This window comes from Paenibacillus sp. V4I7 (assembly GCF_030817275.1).
In the GTDB taxonomy this organism is placed as follows: Bacteria; Bacillota; Bacilli; order Paenibacillales; family NBRC-103111; genus Paenibacillus_E.
In genome coordinates this window covers 3,868,330-3,893,324 of record NZ_JAUSZD010000002.1, presented here as the reverse complement: position 1 = coordinate 3,893,324, position 24,995 = coordinate 3,868,330, and the positions used below count along the sequence as shown (strand labels likewise).

Annotated in this window: 19 protein-coding genes; all 19 read left to right on the top strand. The window is 45.6% G+C overall.

The window, feature by feature from the left end:
* Positions 1-112 precede the first annotated feature (112 nt).
* The 19 genes from bshC to ftsZ all read left to right on the top strand — a co-directional run bounded on the left by bshC (position 113) and on the right by ftsZ (position 24,937).
* Complete coding sequence (gene bshC, locus QFZ80_RS19205; protein ID WP_307560525.1) at positions 113-1,747, top strand: bacillithiol biosynthesis cysteine-adding enzyme BshC; 1,635 nt, start codon at positions 113-115, stop codon at positions 1,745-1,747.
* A gap of 12 nt (positions 1,748-1,759) precedes the next feature.
* Positions 1,760-3,022, top strand: a complete 1,263-nt coding sequence (locus tag QFZ80_RS19200; protein ID WP_307560523.1) for an adenosylhomocysteinase — start codon at positions 1,760-1,762, stop codon at positions 3,020-3,022.
* A gap of 445 nt (positions 3,023-3,467) precedes the next feature.
* The gene (locus tag QFZ80_RS19195) at positions 3,468-4,637 is read left to right on the top strand and encodes a DUF4349 domain-containing protein (protein WP_307560521.1); all 1,170 of its coding nucleotides are present in this window, start codon (positions 3,468-3,470) and stop codon (positions 4,635-4,637) included.
* 124 nt (positions 4,638-4,761) lie between these two features.
* Positions 4,762-5,199 carry a division/cell wall cluster transcriptional repressor MraZ gene (mraZ, locus tag QFZ80_RS19190; protein WP_307555139.1) on the top strand — a complete coding sequence of 146 codons (438 nt, stop codon included), beginning with the start codon at positions 4,762-4,764 and terminating at the stop codon, positions 5,197-5,199.
* Positions 5,200-5,409: 210 nt separating this feature from the next.
* Positions 5,410-6,360, top strand: coding sequence for a 16S rRNA (cytosine(1402)-N(4))-methyltransferase RsmH (rsmH, locus tag QFZ80_RS19185; protein ID WP_307555142.1), 951 nt, complete (start codon positions 5,410-5,412; stop codon positions 6,358-6,360).
* Between the two features lie 20 nt (positions 6,361-6,380).
* On the top strand, positions 6,381-6,815 hold the full coding sequence (locus tag QFZ80_RS19180) for a septum formation initiator family protein (protein ID WP_307560519.1): 435 nt from the start codon (positions 6,381-6,383) through the stop codon (positions 6,813-6,815).
* Positions 6,816-6,831: 16 nt separating this feature from the next.
* Positions 6,832-9,114, top strand: a complete 2,283-nt coding sequence (locus QFZ80_RS19175; protein ID WP_307555147.1) for a penicillin-binding transpeptidase domain-containing protein — start codon at positions 6,832-6,834, stop codon at positions 9,112-9,114.
* 85 nt (positions 9,115-9,199) lie between these two features.
* Positions 9,200-11,128 carry a stage V sporulation protein D gene (locus QFZ80_RS19170; RefSeq protein ID WP_307560517.1) on the top strand — a complete coding sequence of 643 codons (1,929 nt, stop codon included), beginning with the start codon at positions 9,200-9,202 and terminating at the stop codon, positions 11,126-11,128.
* A 109-nt stretch (positions 11,129-11,237) separates the two neighbouring features.
* Complete coding sequence (locus QFZ80_RS19165) at positions 11,238-12,725, top strand: UDP-N-acetylmuramoyl-L-alanyl-D-glutamate--2,6-diaminopimelate ligase (protein ID WP_307555151.1); 1,488 nt, start codon at positions 11,238-11,240, stop codon at positions 12,723-12,725.
* The gene (locus tag QFZ80_RS19160; RefSeq protein ID WP_307560515.1) at positions 12,722-14,152 is read left to right on the top strand and encodes a UDP-N-acetylmuramoyl-tripeptide--D-alanyl-D-alanine ligase; all 1,431 of its coding nucleotides are present in this window, start codon (positions 12,722-12,724) and stop codon (positions 14,150-14,152) included. Before QFZ80_RS19165 ends, QFZ80_RS19160 begins: the two co-directional genes overlap by 4 nt.
* 99 nt (positions 14,153-14,251) lie before the next feature.
* The gene (mraY, locus tag QFZ80_RS19155; protein ID WP_307556106.1) at positions 14,252-15,187 is read left to right on the top strand and encodes a phospho-N-acetylmuramoyl-pentapeptide-transferase; all 936 of its coding nucleotides are present in this window, start codon (positions 14,252-14,254) and stop codon (positions 15,185-15,187) included.
* A gap of 3 nt (positions 15,188-15,190) precedes the next feature.
* Positions 15,191-16,585 carry a UDP-N-acetylmuramoyl-L-alanine--D-glutamate ligase gene (gene murD / locus QFZ80_RS19150; protein WP_307555155.1) on the top strand — a complete coding sequence of 465 codons (1,395 nt, stop codon included), beginning with the start codon at positions 15,191-15,193 and terminating at the stop codon, positions 16,583-16,585.
* A gap of 99 nt (positions 16,586-16,684) precedes the next feature.
* Positions 16,685-17,782 carry a stage V sporulation protein E gene (gene spoVE / locus QFZ80_RS19145; RefSeq protein ID WP_307555157.1) on the top strand — a complete coding sequence of 366 codons (1,098 nt, stop codon included), beginning with the start codon at positions 16,685-16,687 and terminating at the stop codon, positions 17,780-17,782.
* A 7-nt stretch (positions 17,783-17,789) separates the two neighbouring features.
* On the top strand, positions 17,790-18,860 hold the full coding sequence (locus QFZ80_RS19140; protein WP_307555159.1) for an undecaprenyldiphospho-muramoylpentapeptide beta-N-acetylglucosaminyltransferase: 1,071 nt from the start codon (positions 17,790-17,792) through the stop codon (positions 18,858-18,860).
* Between the two features lie 204 nt (positions 18,861-19,064).
* Positions 19,065-19,970, top strand: a complete 906-nt coding sequence (gene murB / locus QFZ80_RS19135) for a UDP-N-acetylmuramate dehydrogenase (protein ID WP_307555162.1) — start codon at positions 19,065-19,067, stop codon at positions 19,968-19,970.
* Between the two features lie 15 nt (positions 19,971-19,985).
* Entirely contained in the window at positions 19,986-21,254 is a 1,269-nt protein-coding gene (gene murA, locus QFZ80_RS19130; protein WP_307555163.1) for a UDP-N-acetylglucosamine 1-carboxyvinyltransferase, read from the top strand.
* 97 nt (positions 21,255-21,351) lie between these two features.
* Positions 21,352-22,260, top strand: a complete 909-nt coding sequence (locus QFZ80_RS19125; protein ID WP_307560513.1) for a cell division protein FtsQ/DivIB — start codon at positions 21,352-21,354, stop codon at positions 22,258-22,260.
* Positions 22,261-22,537: 277 nt separating this feature from the next.
* Entirely contained in the window at positions 22,538-23,785 is a 1,248-nt protein-coding gene (gene ftsA / locus QFZ80_RS19120; RefSeq protein WP_307555167.1) for a cell division protein FtsA, read from the top strand.
* A gap of 30 nt (positions 23,786-23,815) precedes the next feature.
* Entirely contained in the window at positions 23,816-24,937 is a 1,122-nt protein-coding gene (gene ftsZ / locus QFZ80_RS19115) for a cell division protein FtsZ (RefSeq protein WP_029196512.1), read from the top strand.
* The last annotated feature ends 58 nt before the right edge of the window (positions 24,938-24,995 follow it).

Genomic DNA, 24,995 nt, shown 5'->3' with positions numbered 1-24,995 from the left:
TTTTTAATGTTCAATTGTAATTATTAATAATACAGTTTTGACGATTGCTGACCTTACGTGTACAATCAAAGAATAGTCGTTTTATTTGGTATGAAGAGGAGACACTAGTCGCATGCAAATGGAAACTTTTCATTGGAAAAAAAATCAGAAGTTAGCGGAAGATTACATAGCTCAAACAGATAAAGCTAAGGCTTTATTTCCTTACCACTTCGGAAACTTGGAAGACTGGCAGACCCGCGTAAAATGGTTAGACGAAGTAAAGACTTCACCTCAAGTTGATCGAAGCCGCTTGGTCCAAGTCTTGGAGAAATATAATGAGAGAATAGGAAATACACAGGCAGCAATTGATCATATCTCGTCATTGGCTGATAACAATACACTTGCCGTTGTGGGGGGCCAGCAAGCTGGCTTGTTCGGCGGTTCGCTGCTTGTTATGTACAAAGCCATAAGCATTGTTCAGCTGGCTCGTGAATGGAGTGGGAAATTGCAACGCCCGGTTGTGCCGATCTTTTGGATCGCTGGTGAGGATCATGATTTCGATGAAGTTAACCATACGTATACGTTATCGAATGCTCAGCAAATTGAGAAAATCAAGGTTGATCATCCGACAGGGCGACGCACATCCGTCAGTAGGCTGCCAATTGAACCTGATGCATGGAAAGAGGCCTTAAAGGCGTTAGATCAATCCTTGATGGATACAGAGTTTAAAGCTTCGCTAATCGCTAAGCTAGAGGGAACAACAGAGGATGGGGCGACATTATCCGATGCTTTTGCTCGCTGGATGGCTATTCTCTTTGGGGAATACGGGCTTGTTCTCATAGACTCCGATGAACCTTCCTTACGAGCTTTGGAAGCGACCATGTTTGAGCAGCTAATCCTTCAGAATGAAGCATTCTCGGGATCGTTACAGAAGAGTCAGGAAGCCGTTGAACAAGCAGGATATGAGAGTCAAGCGGAAATAAACAAAGACGGAGCTAATTTGTTTGTATTTGCAGATGGACAGCGGCTGCTCTTGCATCGTGAAGGTGAACGATTTACAGATAAGAAGAAGGACTATAGTTATACTAAGGAGCAGCTTCAAGATTTAGCATTAACAACACCTGAGAATTTGAGCAACAACGTGATGTCACGGCCTCTAATGCAAGAATTTTTATTCCCGGTTCTGGCTACGGTGTTAGGACCAGGTGAGATTGCTTACTGGTCGCTGACGAAGCATGCTTTTGAACAGTTTGGCATGAAAATGCCGATCATAGCACCGCGCATGGAGTTGACTTTGATCGAGGGTACGGTTCAGAAGCAAATGAACAAATATGGTTTTACATTTGAGGACGTGCTTGAGCGCTTTGAGCAGAAGAAGCAAGAATGGCTGGATGGGCAAGATACCTTGCATTTAAATGAGCGCTTCGATGACGTGAAATCGAATTTCACTGTGAACTACACACCTCTTGTGGAATCTCTTGCCGCGATCAACCCCGGGGTTAAAAAGCTGGGAGAAACGAATCTGGCGAAAATCCTCGAGCAAATCGAATTCTTGCGTAATAAAGCAGGAGAAGCACATAAGACGCAATTCGATGCGGCGTTAAGACAATTAGAACGTATAAGACTAACGATATTACCGTTCGCCAAGCCACAAGAAAGAGTGTATAATGGGTGTGCTTATATGAATCGGTATGGGAATGAATGGCTCCGTGATTTACTTGAGACGCCGATTCCTGTGGATGGTTTGCATCGTATTTATTATTTATAGGAGGAAACGAACATGACAAGTGTAGAAAAGAGTATTGTTACTGATATAACACTGGCACCTGAAGGTCATTTGAAAATTGATTGGGTCCAAGCGCATATGCCTGTTTTGAATCGTATTCGCGAGCAATTTGAGAAGGAACAGCCTTTTAAAGGATTGAAAGTGGCTATTTCCTTGCATTTAGAAGCGAAGACAGCTTATTTAGCCAAAGTAGTAAAAGCCGGTGGAGCTGAAGTAACGATTACGGGCAGCAATCCGCTATCTACACAAGATGACGTTTGTGCAGCGCTTGTTGAGGATGGTATTACCGTTTTTGCGAAATACAATCCGAGTTCGGAAGAATACAAAGAGCTGCTGATTAAAGCGCTCGAAACGAAGCCAGACCTGATCATTGATGATGGCGGCGATTTGGTTTCTATTCTTCATTCCGAACGTAAAGATTTGGCAGTACAAGTTCGCGGCGGAGCTGAAGAAACAACAACAGGTATTCTTCGTCTGAAAGCGATGGAGAAAGAAGGCAAGCTTGAATTCCCAATGGTCGCAGTTAACGATGCCTTCTGTAAATACTTGTTCGATAATCGTTATGGAACAGGTCAATCCGTTTGGGATGGCATTAACCGTACAACTAACTTGGTTGTAGCTGGTAAAACTGTTGTTGTTGTCGGTTATGGCTGGTGTGGTAAAGGTGTGGCCATGCGTGCTAAAGGTTTGGGCGCGAATGTAATTGTGACAGAAATTGATGCAATTAAAGGTGTCGAGGCCTATATGGATGGCTTTGCTGTTATGCCAATGCTGGAAGCAGCGAAATTGGGCGATTTCTTCGTAACAGTTACGGGTAATCGTGATGTGATTCGTGGAGAGCACTACAAAGTAATGAAAGATGGCGCGATTCTATCGAATGCAGGCCACTTTGACGTAGAAGTAAACAAACCGGAACTTGAAGCAATGTCTTCTTCCAAGCGTACAGTAAGACGCAATATTGAAGAATACCAACTGACGGACGGTCGTAAAGTATATATACTTGCTGAAGGACGTCTGGTTAACCTAGCTGCAGGCGATGGTCATCCAGCTGAAATTATGGATATGACGTTTGCGCTGCAAGCTATGTCACTTAAATATGTAAATGATGAGTACAAGAAATTAGGCAAAACCGTTGTCAATGTACCTTATCTACTGGATGAGCAAGTTGCACGATTTAAATTGGAATCTCTTGGTACCAGCATTGACTCGTTGACAGAAGAGCAGAAGATGTACCTGGACAGCTGGGCGGAGCATTAAGATTTAAGGATCTTTTGGGGACTTTCAAGGCTTTGTAAGAGCCTTGGGGAGCTTTAGAGCCTTTCGGAGTGTCGAAGAGGTTTCAAGAGAGTTCGAGTGCCTTCAAGAGCATTAGAGTGCCTTCAAATGCTAGGATAGCCTTTCAGACCACTTTTAGAGTGGACTGGAAGGCTTTTTCTTTTTTTTTCAACGATTGTAGGATTAGGGATTTGCTATTGGCTGCGCAATGGCCGACGGAAAGGCAGAATAAGCTCGGAAACGGAGCCTAAATGCGTGAGAAGTGATGTTAGGTAAGACTTTTATTAGTTGAGAAGTCGATTTCGGAGATTACAATTGGGATTTATCAGCAATTATTTGTTGAAGTGGCTCGGCGACAGCAACCTTTCCAACTTATCCCCCGTTTATAGGGTGTATAACCTATATTTGGTAGCGAGGGGATGGCAAGATGGGGGTCTTTAAAAGCAAAGAGAACGGTAGGTTCATGCCCAGCAGTATTGCGGCTAACAAAACAAAGAGGAATAAGTTTGTTCGGAACATTTCTTTCCTGCTTGCCACGTGCATGCTAGTACTTGGTCTGTTATCAGGCTGTAGTGCTTCAAAGAATGATTCGTCAGCGCCTTCATCAAAAGAATTGAACATGGTTGCGACTAGCGAAGCTTTAAAGGGAGAATCTACACAGTTAGCTGACGCTAAGTCCGCGGCTCCTGCTGCAGCAGCTGGAGGGAAAGCAAGCAGCGCAGATACCTCATTCAAAGGAAAAGAGGGAGCGGCAGAAATAGCGCCTACTGACGTAAAAAATGCACCGATCACGGTCATGCCGGCAACGGGAAGCGATGAAGCAGCGGGATTTAATCGTAAGTTAATCTACCGAGCTAACTTGGTTATGCCTGTAGAGGACTACAGCAAAGCTCAGACAGCCCTCCGTGACCTGGTAACGCTTAGTGGGGCTTACATTCTACAATTCTCGGAAAATGCGAATACGGGAGAAAGGGGCGGGACATATACAATCAAAGTCGCAGCAAATGGGTTTGTCTCCTTGCTAGATGGCTTAGAGAAGATAAGTCCATCGCTCCAAAGGAACGTACAGGGACAAGACGTGACGGAGGAGTATGTGGATCTTAATTCACGCCTCAAGGCAAAACAAATGGTTGAAACGAGATTATTGGGCTTTATGGAGAAGGCTTCAAAAACGGATGAGCTGCTTTCTTTCTCAAACGAGCTATCCAAGGTACAGGAAGCGATTGAACAAATAAAGGGTCGGATAAGGTATTTGGATCAAAATGTCTCATTCTCGACGATTGAGCTTCGTATGTACCAGCAAACGGGTAATAAGCCATTGCTATCTGATCCTCATAAGTTAACACTAGAGGAACGCATACAAAAAGCATGGAATTCTAGCCTAAATGTACTAGTTGCTGTTATGCAAGGTATTCTCGTTTTCCTTGCTGCTGCATTTCCGATTCTTGTCATTGGCCTATTGATTGGCGTCCCGATCTGGGTATTCAGACGCAAAAGAAATAAACAACTGCAAGAGATGCGATTACAGCTCAAAGATCAAAATGCTTCTTTAAACGCACTTGAAGATCAGAAACAAGGAACAAAAGACGCAGAATAGACCTAAATATGAAAATAATTTTGAAAATCCTGCTCTCGTAGCAGGATTTCTTTTATTTTTAGCGAATATTGATTCAAATGTGGTGGAAAGTGGTACAAAGTGGAGGAAAGGGGGGCGACATGCTATGTTCATGGGTGAATATCAACATAGCATCGACGAGAAAGGCCGAATGATCATCCCGGCCAAGTTTCGCGAAGCCCTCGGCGACTCATTTGTCATCACCCGCGGTCTAGATCAGTGCTTATTCGTTTATCCGCAATCGGAATGGGCGATACTCGAGCAGAAGCTCAAAGCACTGCCGCTAATGAAATCAGATGCGCGTGCCTTCACCCGGTTCTTCTTCTCCGGTGCAACGGAGTGTGACCTCGATAAACAAGGGAGAGCGAACATTCCAGGCAACCTCGTGGAACATGCCAAACTTGAGAAGGATTGTGTGGTTATCGGTGTTTCCAACCGAGTTGAGATTTGGAGCAAGCAAATTTGGGAAAGCTATGCCAATGAATCGGAACAGTCATTCAATGAAATAGCGGAGAAACTCGTCGATTTTAATTTTGATTTATAGAGGCTTACGTAGAAAGCTTTGCTAAAGCAAAGCTCAGATTATGCTTACGATGCAAGCTTTGCTAAAGCAAAGCTCAGATTATGCTTACGATGCAAGCTTTGCTAAAGCAAAGCTCAGATTATGCTTACGATGCAAGCTTTGCTAAAGCAAAGCTCAGATTATGCTTACGATGCAAGCTTTGCTAAAGCAAAGCTCTTAGGAGGACACCAAGTGTTTCATCATGTGACGGTACTTAAGGAAGAATCTGTTGAAGGTTTACATATAAAGCCGGATGGCGTTTACGTGGATTGTACGATGGGAGGAGCAGGGCATAGTTCCCTGATTGCCTCTAAATTAGGTCCAAATGGCTTACTGATTGCACTAGACCAGGATGATGTCGCTTTAGCTAATGCTCAAACCGTGCTAGCGCCCTACCTGGATCGCGTAAAAATCGTAAAAAGCAATTTCAGAGAGCTGGAGCAGGTGCTCCAAAATGAGCCTAGAGCACTTCGTGATGGCAAGCCGCAGGTGGATGGGATTCTGTTCGATCTTGGTGTGTCATCTCCACAACTTGATGATGCGGATCGTGGTTTCAGCTACAACCATGATGCAGAGCTCGACATGAGGATGGATCGTTCGACGGAACTAACCGCCAAAACGATCGTAAATGAGTGGCCTGCAGACCAAATTGCGCGAATATTGTTTGAGTACGGGGAAGAAAAGTTTTCCAGGCGGATCGCAGGCGTCATTGTGGAAGCTCGGACCAAACAACCCATTGAAACCACAGGTGAGCTGGTGGAGTTAATCAAGGAGGGGATTCCCGCTGCAGCGAGAAGGACCGGCGGTCACCCAGCGAAGCGAAGTTTCCAAGCGCTGCGTATCGCGGTGAACGATGAGTTAGGAGCTTTTGAAGAAGCACTGGAGCAATCACTCCGTTGCCTGGCCCCACAAGGCAGAGTTGCTGTCATTACCTTCCATTCACTGGAAGATCGCATATGTAAACAATTTTTTGTGAAAAACGTTGAAAAATGTACCTGTCCTTCGGATCTTCCATATTGCGTTTGCAAGAAGACCGGAGTTGTAAAATTAATCACACGAAAACCAATTTCACCAAGCGAACATGAGCTTGAAGTCAATCAAAGGGCAAGATCCGCGAAGCTGCGAATCGCTGAAAAACTTTGACACAAGGGAGGAATTAAAATATGCCATCTTACATCCAAGGCAATTTGGCTCTCGATCCAAAACGTTCGGCCCCAGCACCAAAAGTGAAGATAAAAGAAACAACAAAGGTTGTTTATCGCAATAAAACGTTACCTACACAAGAGAAAATGCTTTATTTATTCACTGTCATCCTTTGTGTCATTGTGGCAGGAGTTATTATCTGGCGTTACGCAGCTATTTATCAGATGAATGCCAATATTTTGAAAATGCAAAGTGAAATTCGTGAGATGCAAGCTCAGAACAGCGCTTTGAAGCAAGAAGTAGAGAAACTGCAAAGTCCTGAACGTATGAAGGGTGAGGCGGTACGGCTTGGGTTTAACATAGGAGATGAAAAGAAAGTAAGTTTAGTCACTTCAGAGAAATCAAAATCAAATACAAGCAGTAGCAAAAATAATAAAGTAGCTTCTAAACCGTAATGGGCAGGTATTCGATATGACAAAAAAAATTAAGTTGCGATCGTTGCTAATTGGAGGGTTCTTTACCCTTCTTTTTGTTGTCCTTATTTCTAAAGTCTATTGGATTCAAGTGGTAGAAGCTTCATGGTTACTAGAGAAAGCCGAGAAGAAATGGGAGACAGATAGGGTGATAAATCCGGTAAGGGGTTCGATCCTGGATCGAAACAATAAAGTGCTTGCCGTGGAAGCAACGTCGTATACCATTGCTCTTAATCCTAAAATGATTGATGGCTATCATATCGCTGAGGATGTTACGCAAGGATTAGCGGAAATTTTGAAAGAATCGGATGAAACGAAGCCTACACTTGTCAATAAAATCCGTGAGCGCGCAACGAAAATGAAGCCGGATGGTACGGATTTTGCAGTCTATACGGAGATTAGAAATGAAGGTTGGAAGATTGAGAAAGAGAAAGCTGATCAAGTTCGTACGTTAATTTCAGAGCTTCAAACAAAACTCAAGTTAAGCGCAAAAGCTAACGTAGGTATTAATATTTTAGAAGACAAGAAACGCTATTACCCAGGTGAAACGCTAGCCGCCCACATTCTAGGGTATACGAATAAAGAAGGCGAAGCTGCCCTAGGATTAGAACTTAAACTAGATCAAACCCTGAAGGGTGTTCCTGGGATGTTAAGCTATGAGAAGGACGGGAAGGGTGTTGAACTTCCTGATTCCAAAATCAATTTCAAGCCAGCGCAAGACGGGAACAATGTGCGACTCACAATTGATAAAAATATACAGTTTTATTTGGAGAGCGCGCTGGCTAAAGTAAATGACAAGTGGCACCCGAAGAGCCTGACGGCGATTGCTGTTGATCCACAGACGATGGAAATTCTGGGAATGGCCAATACGCCTACCTTTAACCCCAATGTCTATTGGACGATTAAAGATCAAAGTGATTTCAAAAATAATGCGTTAGCCTCTCGCTACGAGCCTGGCTCTACGTTTAAGTTAGTGACGTTAGCTGCTACAGTAGAAGAGGGTCTATTCAATCCCAATGAAATGTTCCAATCAGGTATGATTCGGGTACAGGATAGAGAACTCCATGACCATAATCGGGTTGGTTGGGGAAAAATCTCTTTTTTGGATGGCCTAAAGCGTTCTAGTAACGTTGCTTTCGTCAAATTGGGTGTGGAAAAATTAACTCCCCCTAAGCTGAAGGATTACATTTCGAAATTTGGGTTTGATCAAAAAACGAATATTGATATGCCGAATGAAGTTTCCGGTTTAATTGATATGAAATATCCATCTGAGTTTGCAACAGCTACTTATGGGCAAGGCAAGGTCGTTGTTACAGCCATTCAACAAACAGCCGCTTATGCTGCGATGGCCAACGGTGGTAAATTGATGTGGCCACACATTGTTAAGGATATTGTCGATCCGAAAACTGGGAAAAGCATTCAGTCTTTTGCGCCACAAGTCGTTAGGCAAGTCGTGAGTGAAAAGACAGCTAGTATGGTGAGCGGATATTTAGAACAAGTTGTATCTGACCAAGATATTGGTACAGGTAAGCTTGCATTTATGGAGGACTACCGTATCGCAGGAAAGACAGGAACAGCTAACTTAGTCCTTCCAGGTGAAAAGACTTACTCCACGGATTCGTGGGTTATTTCCTTTATTGGATACGCTCCTGCTGAAAATCCTCGTATCTTAGTAACATTGATCGCCGATCAACCTGATCTAGGCGGCAATTATCACTTAGGAGGGCAGGTATTAGCTCCTGCTTTTAAAGAAATTGTTGGTGAATCCTTGCAGTATATGGGTGTTGCATCAAATAAACAAACGAAAATGGTAGCGAAGGAAGCGAATAAGCTAAAGGTGCCTAATTTTGCAGATGTGACAGCAGAAAGCGCCAAGGCTACGGCAAAGGAAATCGGTTTGTCACTTGAGGTTTTCGGTAAGGGAGCCAAGGTTGTGGATCAATTTCCGAAAGCAGGTACAGAAATCTTATCTACACAACGAATATATGTTGCGATGCAAACTGTTGACGAAATGCCGCTGCCTAACTTGGTCGGTAGATCACTTCGAGATGCTGTTGAAACCTGTTCCTTCTTTAAAGTAGACTGTCAAACCTCCGGTGAAGGTTATGTCTCGGATCAGGCCACAACGGGAGAAGGCGAGGGGAGAAGTGTGACGTTGCAGCTCAAACCATTAAGCGATAAATCATCAACTGCAAATTCATCAACACCTACACCATCGACAACTCCGGTGTCGAATACGAAAACAGAAGCGCAGCGATCTACGGCTAAAAAGACACCTTAACGGAGAGCTTGTTCTAACCCCTGTTTGTCCCGAATAGTCATGTTAGGAATGATCTTGACTTATTGGGAAGGGAGACTGAACGTTCATGCGTGTTTCTAACGTTACCGTTCGTCGCAGATTGTTTACTGCGCTCATTATTGGCACTGTCATCTTTACAGCACTTATTCTCCGTCTAGCTTATGTCCAGCTATGGATTGGACAAGACTTGGCGAATAAAGCAGAGGAGAGTTGGCGGAGGGAAGTTCCGTTTGCACCCAAGAGAGGCGAGATTCAGGATCGCAATGGGATTTCTTTAACTTACAGCATGAGTACACCTACTATTTTGGCCATACCCATACAGCTTCAAGATGCCCGCAGCGTAGCAGCCAAGCTTGCCGAGGTGCTGCAGGGCAACGAAGAGGAAATTTATCAACAAATTACGAAGAAAGCCTCGAAAAATTATATAAAACCATCCGGCCGCAAAATAACAGTTGAGAAAGCACAAGAAGTTCGTAATCTTCATCTACCAGGTATCGTTGTAGCAGAAGACAACAAAAGGTATTATCCTTTTGGAACATTAGCTGCTCATATTCTCGGTTTTGCTGGGATTGATAAAGGGTTGACAGGAATTGAAGCGAAGTATGACAGTCAGCTAACCGGGATTCCGGGAAGTATTTCCTATATGGCTGATGCGGCTGGTAGGCAGCTTAAGGGCACGACAGACACCTATGAGAAACCAAAAGACGGCCTCAATATGAAGTTGACGATTGACAGTCATTTGCAGTCTGTGATGGAGCGAGAATTAGATCAGGCTATGGTACAGTATCAGGCGCAAAATGTCATTGCCATCATGATGGATCCCAATAATGGAGAAATCCTTGCCATGGGCAGCAGGCCTACGTATGAGCCAGGCAATTATAAGGATTATCCGATGGAAACCTATAACCGAAACTTACCGATTTGGAAAACATATGAGCCGGGTTCAACCTTCAAAATTATTACGCTAGCTGCAGCGCTAGAGGAAAAAAAGGTTGATTTAAAAAATGAACAATTTTTCGATCCCGGATTTATTGAGGTCGGAGGGGCTAGACTCCGCTGTTGGAAACGCGGCGGTCATGGTAGTGAAACGATGCTGCAAGTCGTACAAAATTCCTGTAACCCCGGATTCGTCGTTATGGGACAGCGTCTAGGCAAGGAAAAGCTGTTTGATTACATTTCAAAGTTTGGCTTTGGGAAGAAGACGGGGATTGACCTCGGCGGCGAAGAAAACGGCATTATGTTCAAGCCGTCTCAGGTGGGTCCAGTCGAACTTGCGACGACGGCATTTGGTCAAGGGGTATCGGTCACTCCGATTCAGCAAATTACGGCTGTTTCTGCGGCTATTAACGGAGGAAAACTTTTTAAACCTTATGTAGCAAAGTCATTTACGAATCCGGATACGGGTGAGATCGTTGATGTTGTAGAGCCTGAGCTTGTACGCAATGTCATCTCGGAGGAAACATCGAAACAAGTACGCGAGGCGCTTGAAAGCGTTGTTGCTAAAGGCACAGGACGCAATGCGTTTATCGACGGCTATCGCGTAGGCGGGAAGACGGGAACAGCGCAGAAGGTCATTAACGGACGTTATTCGCCGGATGAGCATATTGTCTCCTTCATTGGCTTCGCGCCGGCCGATAATCCGAAAATTGTCATTTATGCTGCTGTGGATGATCCTAAAGGGATTCAATTTGGAGGTCTGATTGCAGCTCCGCTTGTGAAGAATATGATGGCTGATGCTTTGCGATATATGAAAGTCGAACCGGATAAAAACCAGCTTGATAAAGAGTATCGCTATGGTGAAATTCCGGTTGTTGAGGTGCCGGACTTGGTTGGAGCCTCAGTTGATGATATATTAGAAGATCTGAACATGAATTTTAGGCTGGCTAAGTCTGGCAGTGGCAAATATGTGATTAGTCAAGCGCCGAAGCCGGGCTCCCGAGTAGATCAAGGCTCTACAATACGCATTTTTCTCTCGAATAATGCACCGCCGCAGTAATGTGGTTTAGTTGGCTGGAAAAAAGATTTGGAGTAAGACATGTTTAGCTTTTCCATAGGCATAAAATTGTCAATAATAGGTAGCAATAACGTTAAGGAGAGGGTTGCTCATGAAACTTCAGGAGCTTGCTTCCGCACTGCTCATTACCCACATACATGGAGATGCTGAAACAGAGATTACTGGGATTGAAGCAGACTCTCGTAAAATTAAAACAGGGGATTTGTTTTTATGTATCCCTGGACTGACAGCAGATGGTCACGATTATGCCCCAAAAGCGATTGCACTTGGGGCTTCTGCGCTTGTAACGGAAAGAGTGCTTGACTTGCCAATTCCTCAGCTTGTTGTGAAAGATGCGAGATATGCAATGGCGGCTTTATCAGCCCATTTCTATGGCTATCCCAGCAAAGAACTGAAGTTAATTGGTATTACAGGTACGAATGGCAAAACGACATCGACTTATTTAATTGAGAAAATATTGCGGGATCAAGGCTTTACGACGGGACTTATGGGAACGATTCAAATGAAAATTGGAGATACGTATACGGAAATGGAGCGCACAACGCTAGAAGCCGTCGATCTACAGCGCAGCTTTCGGCAGATGCGTGAACAGAAGACGGATTACTGCATTATGGAAGTGTCCAGCCATGCCTTGGAATTAGGTCGAGTAAAGGGCATTCATTTCCGTTCAGGTATTTTTACGAATTTAACGCAAGATCATTTAGATTATCACAAAACAATGGATGCTTACGCAGCGGCAAAAGGCCTGCTCTTCTCTAGATTGGGGAATGGTTTTTCTGCCGATCTCAAGGAGCGTCAGTATGCTATTCTAAATGCGGATGACGCTGCTTCCCATACGTTCAGTAAGCTGACAGCCGCGCAAATTATTACATATGGGATAGAGAGCGAGTGTGATGTAAAGGCGGCAAATATTCGAATTACAGCCCAAGGCACGGAGTTTAAGCTTATTTCCTTCGCGGGAGAGGCTTTTTTCAGAATGAAGTTGGTTGGTAAATTCAACGTTTACAATGCGCTCGGGTCCATTGCTGCGACACTTGCTGAAGGGATTCCCCTTGAAGCGATCCGGAATAGTTTAGAAGATATTACGGTAGTAGATGGACGCATGGAGGTTGTGAATGAGGGACAGGATTACTTAGTCTTGGTTGATTATGCGCATACCCCAGATGGACTAGAGAATGCCCTGTCTACTGTACGTGACTTTGCTGAAGGTAAAGTAATCACGGTGTTTGGCTGCGGTGGTAACCGCGACCGCACGAAACGTCCACTAATGGGTAAGGTTACCGCTAAGTATAGTGATTATTTATATGTGACTTCAGATAATCCGCGAACGGAAAATCCAGATGCCATTCTAGCTGATATCGTTCCTGGTTTAAAAGAGGTAAATTACCCAAAGGAACAGTACGAATTAATCGCGGATCGCAAAAAAGCGATACAAAAGGCTATTGAAGGGGCAGGCCCTAAGGATGTAATATTGATAGCGGGAAAAGGCCACGAAACGTATCAGGATGTCATGGGGGTCAAGCATGATTTCGATGATCGATTGGTGGCTAAGGCTGCGATAAGGGGGAGAGAACGATGATAGAGCGCACGCTGGAACAAATGACAGACATGCTAGGCGATGAGAGAGTGCAGGTGTCCTGGGCGTCAACACCAAGGGACATTCCAATAATAGGCATATCTACCGACACACGAACAATACGACCAGGAAGTCTGTTTGTACCGCTGATCGGTGATCATTATGATGGTCACGCTTATGCCGCAGAGGCTTACAGCAAGGGCGCTGCGGCTGCCTTATGGCAAGATGACCATCCTCACCCCCCAGAAGGCATGCCCATCATTCGCGTCAAGGATACGCTAACAGCCCTGCAGCAGTTGGCTAAGTCTTATCGCAAGCAGCTGCCGGTTCGCATTATTGGCATTACGGGGAGTAACGGCAAAACGACAACCAAAGACTTAGTTGCGGCCGTTTTGGGTAGTACGTTTCAAGTGCATAAGACGAAGGGAAACCTGAATAATCATATTGGTTTACCCCTCACGCTGCTCGAGCTTGAGGAAACTACGCAATTTGCTGTGGTCGAGATGGGGATGAGTGGACGTGGCGAGATCGAGCTGCTATCCCATCTGGCCGAGCCGGAAGCGTCGATCATTACGATGATCGGCGAATCGCACATGCTTCAGCTTGGCTCGCGGGAAGAAATCGCTCGGGCTAAGGCCGAAATCGTTAGTGGAATGCCCAGCGGTGGGCTGTTCGTCTACAACGGCGACGAACCACTTATTGAACAGGCCCTCGCGGAGCGAAGCCTCGACGGGCAGGCAGCGGAGTCACCAACTAGCCTGCCAGAGGGGCTGCGTCGTATCCGCTTTGGCAGCGGCGCGGACAATGATCTGTTCCCGACCGACATCCGGATGGATGCGGACGGGGCGTACTTCCAGATCAATTCAACGGGTTACCCAGAATTGTTCATTCCCTTGCTTGGTACGCATAATGTAATTAATGCGTTAGCAGCCATTGCCATCGGCGAAGCCTTCGGCGTCTCGCCTGAGGGAATTGCAGCGGGGCTTCGCTCGCTGCAGATGACAAGCATGCGCATCGAGAAGCTGACAGCAGCCTCGGGGCTGACTGTGCTTAACGATGCGTATAACGCCAGCCCGGCATCCATGCGGGCTGCGATTGACTTGACCGAGCAGCTGCGCGGCTTCGGTCGCAAGTTCCTCGTGCTCGGCGACATGCTGGAGCTTGGCGAGCACGAAGAGCAGTTTCATCGCGGCATTGGCCGGGTGTTGTCTCCGGAACGTGTAGACTACGTCTTCACGTTCGGCCGTCTTGGCCGCTTCATCGCGGATGAAGCGGCTCAGCAATTCCCGAAGGCTTGCGTGCGTGCCTTCGATGATAAAGAGCAGCTCGCGGCAGAGCTCGCCGCAATCGCACAAGCTGAGGATCTTGTGCTCGTAAAAGGCTCGCGAGGCATGCGTCTCGAGCAAGTGGTTAATGCCTTACTCGCCTAGATGGTGCTTGTAATTAATTATAGGATGAAACAGTAGATCGTTTTCGAAAGACGAAAACGAGCAGGGGGAACCAACGTGGAAAACGCAATTTTATTAACGATGGGCGTAGCTTTTGTGCTTGCGCTTATTATGGGACCGCTTTTTATACCCATTTTGCGGCGTATGAAATTCGGACAACAAATTCGTGAGGATGGCCCGCAAGGACATCTAAAGAAACAAGGGACACCGACGATGGGCGGGGTCATTATTTTACTCGCGCTGGCCCTTGCTACGCTTCGTTTTGCTGATAAAAATACGGATCTTCTAATCCTGTTAATAGCCTCATTAGGCTATGGATTAGTAGGCTTTCTCGACGATTATATCAAAATTATTTTCAAGCGCTCACTTGGTCTTACAGCGAAACAAAAGCTGTTCGGTCAGCTCTTGATCTCCGCTATCGTCTGTTACCTGCTTGTCATGCAAGGACAAAGCACGGACTTATATATTCCATTTGTGGCGTTCCACTTCAACCCGGGCTGGTTGTACTTTCCGTTAATGGCTATTCTTATGTTGGGTGCATCGAATGCGGTGAATTTTACAGATGGTCTTGATGGACTGCTTGCAGGGACAAGTGCCATTGCTTTTGGTGCTTATACGGTTATTGCTATGAATAATACGCAGCCAGAAGCGGCTATATTTTCGGCAGCCATGGTAGGGGCCGTACTCGGTTTTCTTGTTTTTAATGCCCATCCAGCCAAAGTATTTATGGGTGACACAGGCTCGCTCGGGATTGGTGGCGGCCTTGTGGCTGTTGCCATTTTGACCAAAGCTGAGCTGCTGCTTGCTATTGTTGGCGGTGTGTTCTTGGTTGAAATCCTTTCTGTTGTGATCCAAGTTGTTTCTTTCAAGACGAGAGGCAAGCGTGTTTTCAAAATGAGTCCGATCCATCACCACTTCGAATTGGTGGGTTGGTCGGAATGGCGTGTTGTTATCACATTCTGGGTCGTAGGTCTCGTGCTTGCTGTACTCGGATTATATATGAATGAGGTGTTGTAGAGCATGAAACATCCGCGGGATTATCGTGGACTTGAAGTCATTATTTTGGGCTTGGCTCGCAGCGGTGTCGCTGCAGCTAAGCTTTTTCATCAAAAAGGAGCCTTGGTCACGGTCAACGATAAAAAAGAGCGAAGCGCATGCCCTGAAGCCGACGAATTAGAGGCTCTGGGTATTTCTGTTGTATGCGGCTTTCATCCGGAGTCCTTGGTGCATGCGGGTATTTCTCTCGTTGTGAAGAACCCAGGAATTCCATATACGGTTGAGCCGATTCGCAAGGCAGAAGAGCTAGGAATCGAAGTCGTGACTGAGGTTGAGGTTGCTTATCAATTCTGTGAAGCTCCAATTATTGGTATTACGGGTTCGAATGGTAAGACCACAACGACAACATTGATTGGTTTAATGCTGGACGCAGCTGGTTTATCTCCCGTTGTAGCGGGTAATATTGGGCGTGCATTAACAGAGGCTGCGCCTGAAGTTACAGCTGATAACTGGATGGTTGTTGAGCTCAGCAGCTTTCAACTGAAAGGAACGACTTCTTTCCGTCCTACGATTGCACTTTTGTTAAATGTGTACGAAACTCATTTGGATTATCATGGTTCGATGGATGACTATATCGCTTCGAAAGCTAGATTATTTGCAAATCAAACCGAAGAAGATACGGCGATTCTGAATTGGGATGATGAGGTGTGTCAGTCTTTAATTCCTAATCTGAAGGCTAAGCTATTCCCTTTTTCTATGAAAGAGAAGCTCTCTTTTGGTGTCTACTTCGATGTAGAGACAGAGGTCATTGTTTACGCAAATGGACTAGGCCAAGTGCAGCCGATTATGCCGGCAAGTGAAATGGGGATCCCAGGCAGCTTTAACGTCGAGAACGCGTTAGCGGCGGCGGCAGCAGCCATTACGGCGGGTGTTCAGCTGGATGCCATAGCAGATGTGCTTAGAAGCTTCCAAGGCGTAGAACACCGTCTGGAGCTCGTTAGAGAGCTGAATGATGTGACCTTCTATAACAATTCCAAAGCCACGAATGCAGCGGCTTCGATAAAGTCAATCGAGGCGTTTAACCAGCGTGTTGTCTTAATAGCAGGAGGATTGGATCGTGGGTCGGATTATATGGAACTTCTGCCTACTTTCCGTGAGCGAATTAAAGGTATCGTTACTTTAGGTCAAACGAAAGAGAAAATTACGCATATTGCCAAGCTGGCAGGGATTAGCCGCATTCAAACCGTCGATACTGCTAAGGATGCAGCGGACGCGGTGTCGCAAGCCGTTCAGCTAGCCTGGCAAATGAGTGAACCCGGAGATATTGTTCTACTTTCACCTGCTTGTGCAAGCTGGGATATGTTCCCCTCCTATGAGGACAGGGGACGCATGTTTAAGGAGTCCGTGCATAACCTTTAAATAGGGCTTATCCACATATGCTGTCTGGCTAGCGATACTGTCGCTGCTTGCTGATAGGTATCATGGATGACGCCCACAACACACGAAGAGGTGTCTGTTATGGGTAAAGCACGGTCCGCTCCTGACATTTGGATTATTATTCCAACCTTGTTGCTTTTGACAATTGGCGTTATTATGGTTTACAGCGCTAGCAGTGTTCTTGCGTTTCGCGAATTTGGCGACTCCCTGTATTACTTGAAACGTCAATTTATCTTTGCTGTTTTAGGTGTTATCGCCATGTTTTTTACGATGAATGTTGATTATTTAGTTTGGAAAAGGTTTGCCAGATTAGCGCTTTTTATTTGCTTTGCCATGCTGATTATCGTTCTAATTCCCGGCATCGGGGTTGTTCGAGGTGGAGCTAGAAGCTGGTTAGGTATTGGTGCCTTCGGCATTCAGCCGTCCGAATTTATGAAAATTGGGATGATACTCTATCTATCCAACATGTTATCTGAGCATCAAGCGAAAATAACATTATTCAAAAAAGGCTTATTGCCACCGCTTGGCATCATGGGCTTAGCGTTCGGTCTCATTATGCTTCAGCCAGACCTTGGAACAGGTGCCGTTCTCGTCGGAGCATCGCTGCTCATCATTTACACTTCGGGGGCGAGATTGCTTCATCTCTCGTATCTAGGTATGATAGGGGTTGCGGGTTTTATCGGGCTCGTCATTGCTGCCCCATACCGTTTGAAGCGAATTACAGCATTCTTGGATCCGTGGCAGGATCCCTTAGGTGCAGGTTATCAGTCGATTCAATCGCTCTATGCTATTGGACCGGGAGGTCTTGTAGGGCTTGGTCTAGGTATGAGCCGTCAGAAGTACAGCTATTTGCCAGAGCCGCAAACTGATTTCATTTTCTCCATTATTGCTGAGGAACTTGGATTTATCGGCGGTACGCTTGTGCTGCTGCTCTTTACGATTCTTGTATGGCGCGGAATGCGGGCAGCTATTACTGCTCCGGATACGTTTGCCAGTTTGATCGCTGTAGGCATTATCGGTATGATTGCCGTTCAAGTCATTATTAATATTGGTGTTGTTATTGGGATGTTCCCGGTAACCGGCATTACTTTGCCATTCATAAGTGCAGGAGGGTCTTCATTGACGCTTATGCTGACATCGGTCGGCATCCTGCTCAATATATCCCGCTATTCGAGGTGACAGGGGAATGAAAACGATTGTCTTTACCGGAGGAGGCTCCGCAGGGCATGTTACACCTAACATAGCGCTGATGCATAAGCTTGCTCAGTTAGGTTGGGAAATTAAATACATAGGTTCAGCTACGGGCATCGAGAAAGACATCATTGAACGCGAAGGGGTACCTTTTTACTCGATTTCGTCTGGGAAATTACGTCGATATTTTGATCTGAAAAATTTCAAAGACCCTTTCAGAGTGATGAAAGGCGTCTATGAGTCTTATAGATTGCTCCGTCGTTTGAAGCCCGCCATTGTCTTTTCGAAAGGCGGGTTCGTTTCCGTCCCGGTTGTTCTTGGCAGTCGGATGAACAAGATTCCGGTGATTATTCATGAGTCCGATATAACGCCAGGGCTTGCGAACAAAATTTCAATTCCTTTTGCAACCAAGGTTTGCGTTACCTTTCCGGAGTCTTTACAGCATGTTCAAAGAGACAAGGCGGAGCTAACAGGTTTACCCATTCGTGAACACATTCTAAGTGGTAAAGCGTCTCGCGCTTACCAACTTTGTGATTTTCATACACAGAAACCGGTTATTTTGGTGATGGGTGGCAGCCTAGGCTCGCAAGTGATTAACCAAGCTGTCAGAGGCAGCCTAGAGCGATTACTACCTCAGTTTCAGATTGTACATCTATGCGGGAAAGGCAATATTGCGTCAGAGCTCGCCAATACTCGGGGGTATAAACAATTTGAGTATTTGAATGAGGAGCTCCCAGATATTTTGGCAATGACAGAGCTTGTTATTTCCCGGGCTGGTGCCACATCTATTTATGAATTTTTAGTCATGGAAAAGCCGATGCTGCTTATTCCTTTATCGCTGCAGGCAAGTCGAGGAGACCAGATTCTAAATGCAGAATCATTTCAGAAAGCTGGCTACGCCGACGTTCTACAAGAAGAGGCTTTAACAGCCGATACGCTTGCTGAGCGTGTGGAAGCTCTCCATGCGAATCGAGAGACCCACAAGGCAGCCATGCAATCGCGCAAAGAAAGCGATGCGGTTGCATCGATCGTAAAACTGATTGAAACCTATAGCTTATCAACTTGATTTTGCTAAACCGAATAGGCGATTGTCACACTCTATCCGATTTTACATAAACTACACTATAACCGTGACAGACACCTAAGGCTTAATATGGCGCCAAACAACGAAGACCGGCCATCTTCGACTCGGTCCGTATTATGAAATTATGAAGCTTGAAGCTGCTTTTCAAGATAATTTCGCCCTACGTTCTGTGAAGGAGGTTTTCCCATGCAACAGTTAATATCCGACTTACAGGCAGCAAATATTGGCGAGATTCGAACGAATGAACGACTAGCCCCTTATACGACATGGAAAATCGGCGGTCCGGCTGATTGCCTCGTTATCCCCCAAACGAAAGAGCAGGTAGCTGCTGTCATCCGATTTCTATATGAACGCGGTGTTCCATGGACGGTCATTGGTAGAGGATCTAACCTGCTTGTAAGTGATAAAGGCATTAGAGGGGTCGTTATTAAACTTGGCAATGCGTTAGAAACGCTTCGCTTTGATGATGCGATGGTCTACGCAGGTGGTTCCTATTCGTTCATTAAATTGTCCGTACTAGCGGCCAAAGAAGGTTTAACCGGACTGGAGTTTGCTTCTGGCATTCCCGGTTCTGTGGGAGGCGCCGTCTACATGAATGCAGGGGCTCATGGGTCCGATGTGTCACGCATACTCAAGCAGGCTGAAGTCATCCTGGACACAGGGGAATTGGTCACATTGAAGGCGGAGGATTTGCAGTATGCCTATCGACATTCCATTCTACAAACAATGCCCGGCATTGTAACGGAAGCTGTCTTTGAATTACAGGTTGGAGAGCGCAAAGAAATTGCGGGAGCCATGGCGGCTTACCGGGATCGACGCCTCCGTACGCAACCGCTTCAATTAGCTTGCGCTGGGAGTGTATTTCGAAACCCCGAAGGGGGATTCGCAGCCAAGCTCATCGAAGAAGCTGGCCTGAAAGGCAAACGTGTCGGTGGAGCTGAAATTTCTAAGCTTCACGCCAATTTCATTGTTAATACCGGAGATGCTACAGCCGAGGACGTTCTCACTCTCATAGGCGAGGTACAGCTAATCGTACAGAATCAGTACGGCATATCGCTAGTACCGGAAGTTCTGGTGATGGGTGAGAGGTAAATCGGAGGTGGAACTTTGGAGAAGCTCGTTATCGAAGGTGGAAGACCTCTTACGGGAGCCATCCAGATACACGGCGCGAAAAACGCCGCATTACCAATTTTAGCAGCCTGCATCCTGGCTAGCGGCACTCATACTCTGCATAATGTTCCTAATTTGCTCGATATCGACACCATGCTGCGCATTCTTCGCGCGCTAGGCTGTCGTGCTGAGCAGCAAGGGGATATGGTATCTATCACAACATCCACAGCTAATTCCTCTCATATCCCAGAAGAATTGATGGGGCAGATGCGTTCCTCCATCTTTCTAATGGGTCCGCTACTCGCTAGATTCGGCAGTGTTACGGTATATCAACCAGGTGGCTGCGCGATCGGTGAACGTAAAATCGATTTGCACCTTAAAGGTTTGCAGGCTCTCGGAGCCAACATTGAAGAATTTGCCAACAAAATTGTTTGCACCGCAGATTCATTGCAAGGCAGCGAGATTGTTCTAGACTTCCCAAGCGTTGGTGCTACAGAAAATATTATGATGGCTGCTGTTAAGGCAGAGGGCATCACAACGATTTACAATGCTGCCCGTGAACCAGAGATTCAGGATTTGCAAAACTTCCTGAACACAATGGGCGCCGATATCATTGGCGCAGGAACGGACACCATAACGATTCGCGGAGTGGAGTCATTGTCTCCTTGTTCATATCGCATCATACCCGACCGCATTGTAGCAGGAACATTCCTTGTTGCGGCAGCTGCGACCAAAGGAAACATTACACTCGAAAGGGTGAACCCTGCTCATTTAACTTCGGTTATTCATGTCCTCAAGCGCGCAGGTGTTCAAATCATCACGGACGGTGATATAATACATGTAAGCTGTCCGACAAGACCGAAGGCGGTCGAGCGAATTGTTACTTCACCGCATCCGTCCTTTCCTACGGATCTTCAATCGCAAGTCATGGTGCTGTTATCTCTAGCAGATGGACTAAGCGTAATGAAAGAAACGATATTTGAAGGTAGATTTAAACACGTTGATGAACTTTCCCGTATGGGAGCGGACATCCGTGTCGATATGAGCTCAGCCTTTATACGTGGGGTTCCGAGGTTATATGGAGCTACAGTTGAAGCGACTGATTTGCGAGCCGGTGCAGCACTTGTCATTGCCGGTCTGGCTGCGCATGGCACAACGATCGTTGAGCAAATTCATCATATTGATAGAGGCTATGATAGAATTGAACATATGCTTTCCATGCTGGGAGCCTCCGTGCATCGCCAATCACCCGTCCCAAGCGAGTAGAATGTTTGAATGACTTCCGCGGATCCCTTCCTGCTTGCAGGTGGGGATACACGGTTTTCATTTGTTTGTCATACGAAAATAATAGGTGGTGCCCATCTTGTCTGAAGACCGCAAAGTACCCACTCTGCCTGTCCCTAAGCCGCGTGCGCGTACGAATCGGAAGCTGCTCATTTTCTTGTTCGTTTTTTTCATCACAGTTCTTATCATTTTATTTTTTCAATCCTCCCTCAGCCGAATTAGTGCCATTGAAGTTCAAGGGAATGAGCTTATGGCATCAGAAGCAATCGGACAAGCTAGTCAAATTGCCGTAGGTGATCGTTTCTTTGCCGTTAGCTCACAGGCTATCCAGCAGCGCATTGCTAAGATGCCCATGATCAAAACGGCACTCGTGAAGAAGCAATTTCCAGGCATTATCCGTATTACTGTAGAAGAATTTCCTAAAGTGGCGTTTCAAATTGGAGCAGATGGTAAGAAGCAGGCTGTGCTCGCTGATGGCGCTGTCGTAGAGCTTTCTTCAGGAAGCATTCCTTTGGACATGCCTATTTTGACAGGGTGGACAGACGGCGATCCGAATAAGGCTGCACTTTGCAAAGTGCTTGGTGAAATCCCGGAGAGCGCGCTTTCTGACATTTCCGAAATTAAACCGGACCCGTCGGAACCATACCCTGACAAGATCAAACTGTATACAAGATCCCAATTCGAAGTGTATACAACCATTGCCTATTTACCCGAGAAAATTGACAATTTGCCTGCCTATATAGCAAGCTTACAAGAAGATCATATTACGAGTGGTGTTATCAAAATGCTAGAAGTAGAGTATCACGCTCCATTCGAACCGAATGAAGAGTCCCAGAATGAATCGAACAATGAAACCGGTCAGAAGGCTGGGAGTAATTCCCCGAGTTCTACACCTGATTTGAACAAAGATGGGGGTAAGACAAGCCCGAAGGCGACTCCAAAAGCAACGCCCAAATCGCCACCAAAGGAAACAGTGCGTCCTTCCTGACAAAAAAACGTTTAATGGGCTACTCAATCACTTAAAATAATGTTAAAATTAGATTTATGGTTAAATAGGTTTCTATCAGTTCCTTAGATTGTTTTAAGTAGTTACTAGACAGGATCTATATCATTTTTTCTTCAATAAGATTAGATATGCAAATGACTTTTTTTACTAGCAAAAAAAATGTAGAAAAAAGAGGGAATATGGCGGTTGTGTGGAATACGTATAGAAGTATTTGTGAGGAATTCACTTTATTACCCAAGTTACAGGAGGTGCCAGGGGCTTGAGCAACAATGACATCATTGTTAGTTTAGACATCGGTACATCCAAGGTTCGAGCTATTATTGGGGAAGTCGTAAACGGAACCATTAATATAATAGGAGTGGGATCTGCCGAGTCAGAGGGTATTCGTAAAGGCGCAATCGTTGATATTGATCAAACTGTGAATTCAATTCGCAGCGCCGTTGATCATGCTGAACGAATGGTCGGCGTACAAATTTCCGAGGTTTACGTAGGAATTTCAGGTAATCATATTGCTCTTCAATCTAGTCATGGTGTTGTCGCTGTTTCTAATGAAGACCGAGAAATCGGAGAAGAGGATATCGATCGTGTTATTCAGGCGGCCAGAGTCATCGCATTACCTCCCGAACGTGAAATTATTGGAGTTGTACCTAAGCAATATTTAGTAGATGGACAAGAAGGCATTAATGATCCTCGTGGCATGATTGGTGTTCGCTTAGAAGTGGAAGCGACAATTATCACTGGAGCGAAGACAGGGATACATAATTTAATCCGTGTTGTGGAAAAATCCGAACTGAAGGTTGCAGGCCTCATCTTGATGTCGCTAGCATCTGGACAATTAGCCTTATCTAAGGATGAGAAAGCTGTTGGAACGGTTCTGGTTGATGTAGGAGCAGGGGCAGCAACGATTGCAGTATTTGAACAAGGTAATCTTGTGGCTACGTCGACGATTCAAATCGGTGGCGAGTACATCAGTAATGATATCGCAATTGGACTCCGGACTCAGCTCGAAATCGCAGAGAAAATAAAGCTGAAATACGGTTGTGCTTCTGTAGATGATTCAGCGCCCGATCAAGTATTTAAGGTAACGAGAATGGGAAGCAATGTGGAAAAAGAGTTTTCGCAAGTAGACCTCGCGAATATCATTGAACCCCGCGTTGAAGAAATTTTCCAAATGATTCGTGCGGAAGTTCATCGTTTGGGATATGGTGATTTAGCTGGTGGTTATGTGCTTACAGGCGGAACCGTTTGTATGCCAGGCATACTTGCGGTCGCACAAGATGAACTTGCAACATCTGTACGCATCGCTGTTCCGGATTTCATTGGAGTGCGTGATCCTTCCTACACTAGTGGCGTTGGTATCATTCAATTCGTATCCAAGTACATGAAAAATCGGAATTCGGGGCTCTCGAAGAAAGTAGTAACGAAGTCAACAGCAAAAAAATCCTCCGATAGTAATAAACCAGGTTTTCTTGAACGGGTAAAAAATTTTTTCAGTGAATTTATATAGTGAACGCAAAGTTAGGGGGATATGACTCACATGTTTGAATTTGATATGGATTTAGACCAATTGGCTCAAATAAAAGTCATCGGTGTTGGTGGCGGCGGAAGTAATGCAGTAAACCGAATGATCGAGAATGGTGTTAAAGGCGTTGAGTTTATCACCGTTAATACAGATGCTCAAGCTTTACACTTAGCTAAGTCTGTACATAAGTTACAAATCGGGGATAAACTGACACGCGGTCTTGGTGCAGGTGCAAACCCTGAAGTAGGTAAGAAAGCGGCAGAAGAGTCAAGGGAGACAATTCTGAATACGCTTCGCGGCGCAGACATGGTATTCGTTACAGCAGGCATGGGTGGCGGTACGGGTACTGGTGCTGCACCGGTTATTGCTGAGATCGCCAAAGAAGTAGGCGCTTTAACGGTAGGTGTAGTTACTCGTCCGTTCACGTTCGAAGGACGCAAACGCTCTTTGCAAGCTGAGCAAGGTATTGCAGCATTGAAAGAGAAGGTAGATACGCTTATTATTATCCCGAATGATCGTCTTTTAGAGATTGTAGATAAGAAGACTCCTATGCTTGAAGCCTTCCGCGAAGCAGATAACGTACTTCGTCAAGGTGTACAAGGGATTTCAGACTTAATCGCAGTACCTGGACTAATCAATCTAGATTTTGCGGATGTCAAAACGATTATGACAGAACGCGGCTCGGCCCTCATGGGTATCGGTGTGGCAACGGGTGAGAATCGTGCAGCTGAAGCAGCTAAAAAAGCGATCTCCAGCCCTTTGTTGGAAACTTCCATTGAAGGAGCTCGCGGGGTTCTGATGAACATTACGGGTGGCGTGAATCTTAGCTTGTACGAAGTCAATGAAGCAGCTGATATCGTTGCATCTGCATCTGATATCGAAGTGAACATGATTTTCGGAGCTGTTATTGATGATAAACTCAAGGATGAAATTCTCGTTACTGTTATTGCAACTGGTTTCGAGCATAAGGCAGCACCTGTTCATCAACCCATCAAACGTCCTGGCACAGGTCAACCAGAAACTCCTGCTCCAGACAATCGGTTGAACAATTTGAAACCCTTTGGTTCACAACCTTCAAACGATCAATTAGATATTCCGACGTTTCTGCGTAATCGCGGACGGAATACCGACAAATAATTACACAATAATTGTAAAGAGACCGAAGCCCTACATGATGTAGAGGCTTCGGTTTTTT

What these genes read in the sequence shown, in the direction of transcription:
- bshC (WP_307560525.1), top strand. Translation starts at nt 113, where the DNA reads ATGCAAATGGAAACTTTTCATTGGAAAAAAAATCAGAAGTTAGCGGAA.
- QFZ80_RS19200 (WP_307560523.1), top strand. Translation starts at nt 1,760, where the DNA reads ATGACAAGTGTAGAAAAGAGTATTGTTACTGATATAACACTGGCACCT.
- QFZ80_RS19195 (WP_307560521.1), top strand. Translation starts at nt 3,468, where the DNA reads ATGGGGGTCTTTAAAAGCAAAGAGAACGGTAGGTTCATGCCCAGCAGT.
- mraZ (WP_307555139.1), top strand. Translation starts at nt 4,762, where the DNA reads ATGTTCATGGGTGAATATCAACATAGCATCGACGAGAAAGGCCGAATG.
- QFZ80_RS19180 (WP_307560519.1), top strand. Translation starts at nt 6,381, where the DNA reads ATGCCATCTTACATCCAAGGCAATTTGGCTCTCGATCCAAAACGTTCG.
- QFZ80_RS19175 (WP_307555147.1), top strand. Translation starts at nt 6,832, where the DNA reads ATGACAAAAAAAATTAAGTTGCGATCGTTGCTAATTGGAGGGTTCTTT.
- QFZ80_RS19170 (WP_307560517.1), top strand. Translation starts at nt 9,200, where the DNA reads ATGCGTGTTTCTAACGTTACCGTTCGTCGCAGATTGTTTACTGCGCTC.
- QFZ80_RS19165 (WP_307555151.1), top strand. Translation starts at nt 11,238, where the DNA reads ATGAAACTTCAGGAGCTTGCTTCCGCACTGCTCATTACCCACATACAT.
- QFZ80_RS19160 (WP_307560515.1), top strand. Translation starts at nt 12,722, where the DNA reads ATGATAGAGCGCACGCTGGAACAAATGACAGACATGCTAGGCGATGAG.
- mraY (WP_307556106.1), top strand. Translation starts at nt 14,252, where the DNA reads ATGGGCGTAGCTTTTGTGCTTGCGCTTATTATGGGACCGCTTTTTATA.
- murD (WP_307555155.1), top strand. Translation starts at nt 15,191, where the DNA reads ATGAAACATCCGCGGGATTATCGTGGACTTGAAGTCATTATTTTGGGC.
- spoVE (WP_307555157.1), top strand. Translation starts at nt 16,685, where the DNA reads ATGGGTAAAGCACGGTCCGCTCCTGACATTTGGATTATTATTCCAACC.
- QFZ80_RS19140 (WP_307555159.1), top strand. Translation starts at nt 17,790, where the DNA reads ATGAAAACGATTGTCTTTACCGGAGGAGGCTCCGCAGGGCATGTTACA.
- murB (WP_307555162.1), top strand. Translation starts at nt 19,065, where the DNA reads ATGCAACAGTTAATATCCGACTTACAGGCAGCAAATATTGGCGAGATT.
- ftsZ (WP_029196512.1), top strand. Translation starts at nt 23,816, where the DNA reads ATGTTTGAATTTGATATGGATTTAGACCAATTGGCTCAAATAAAAGTC.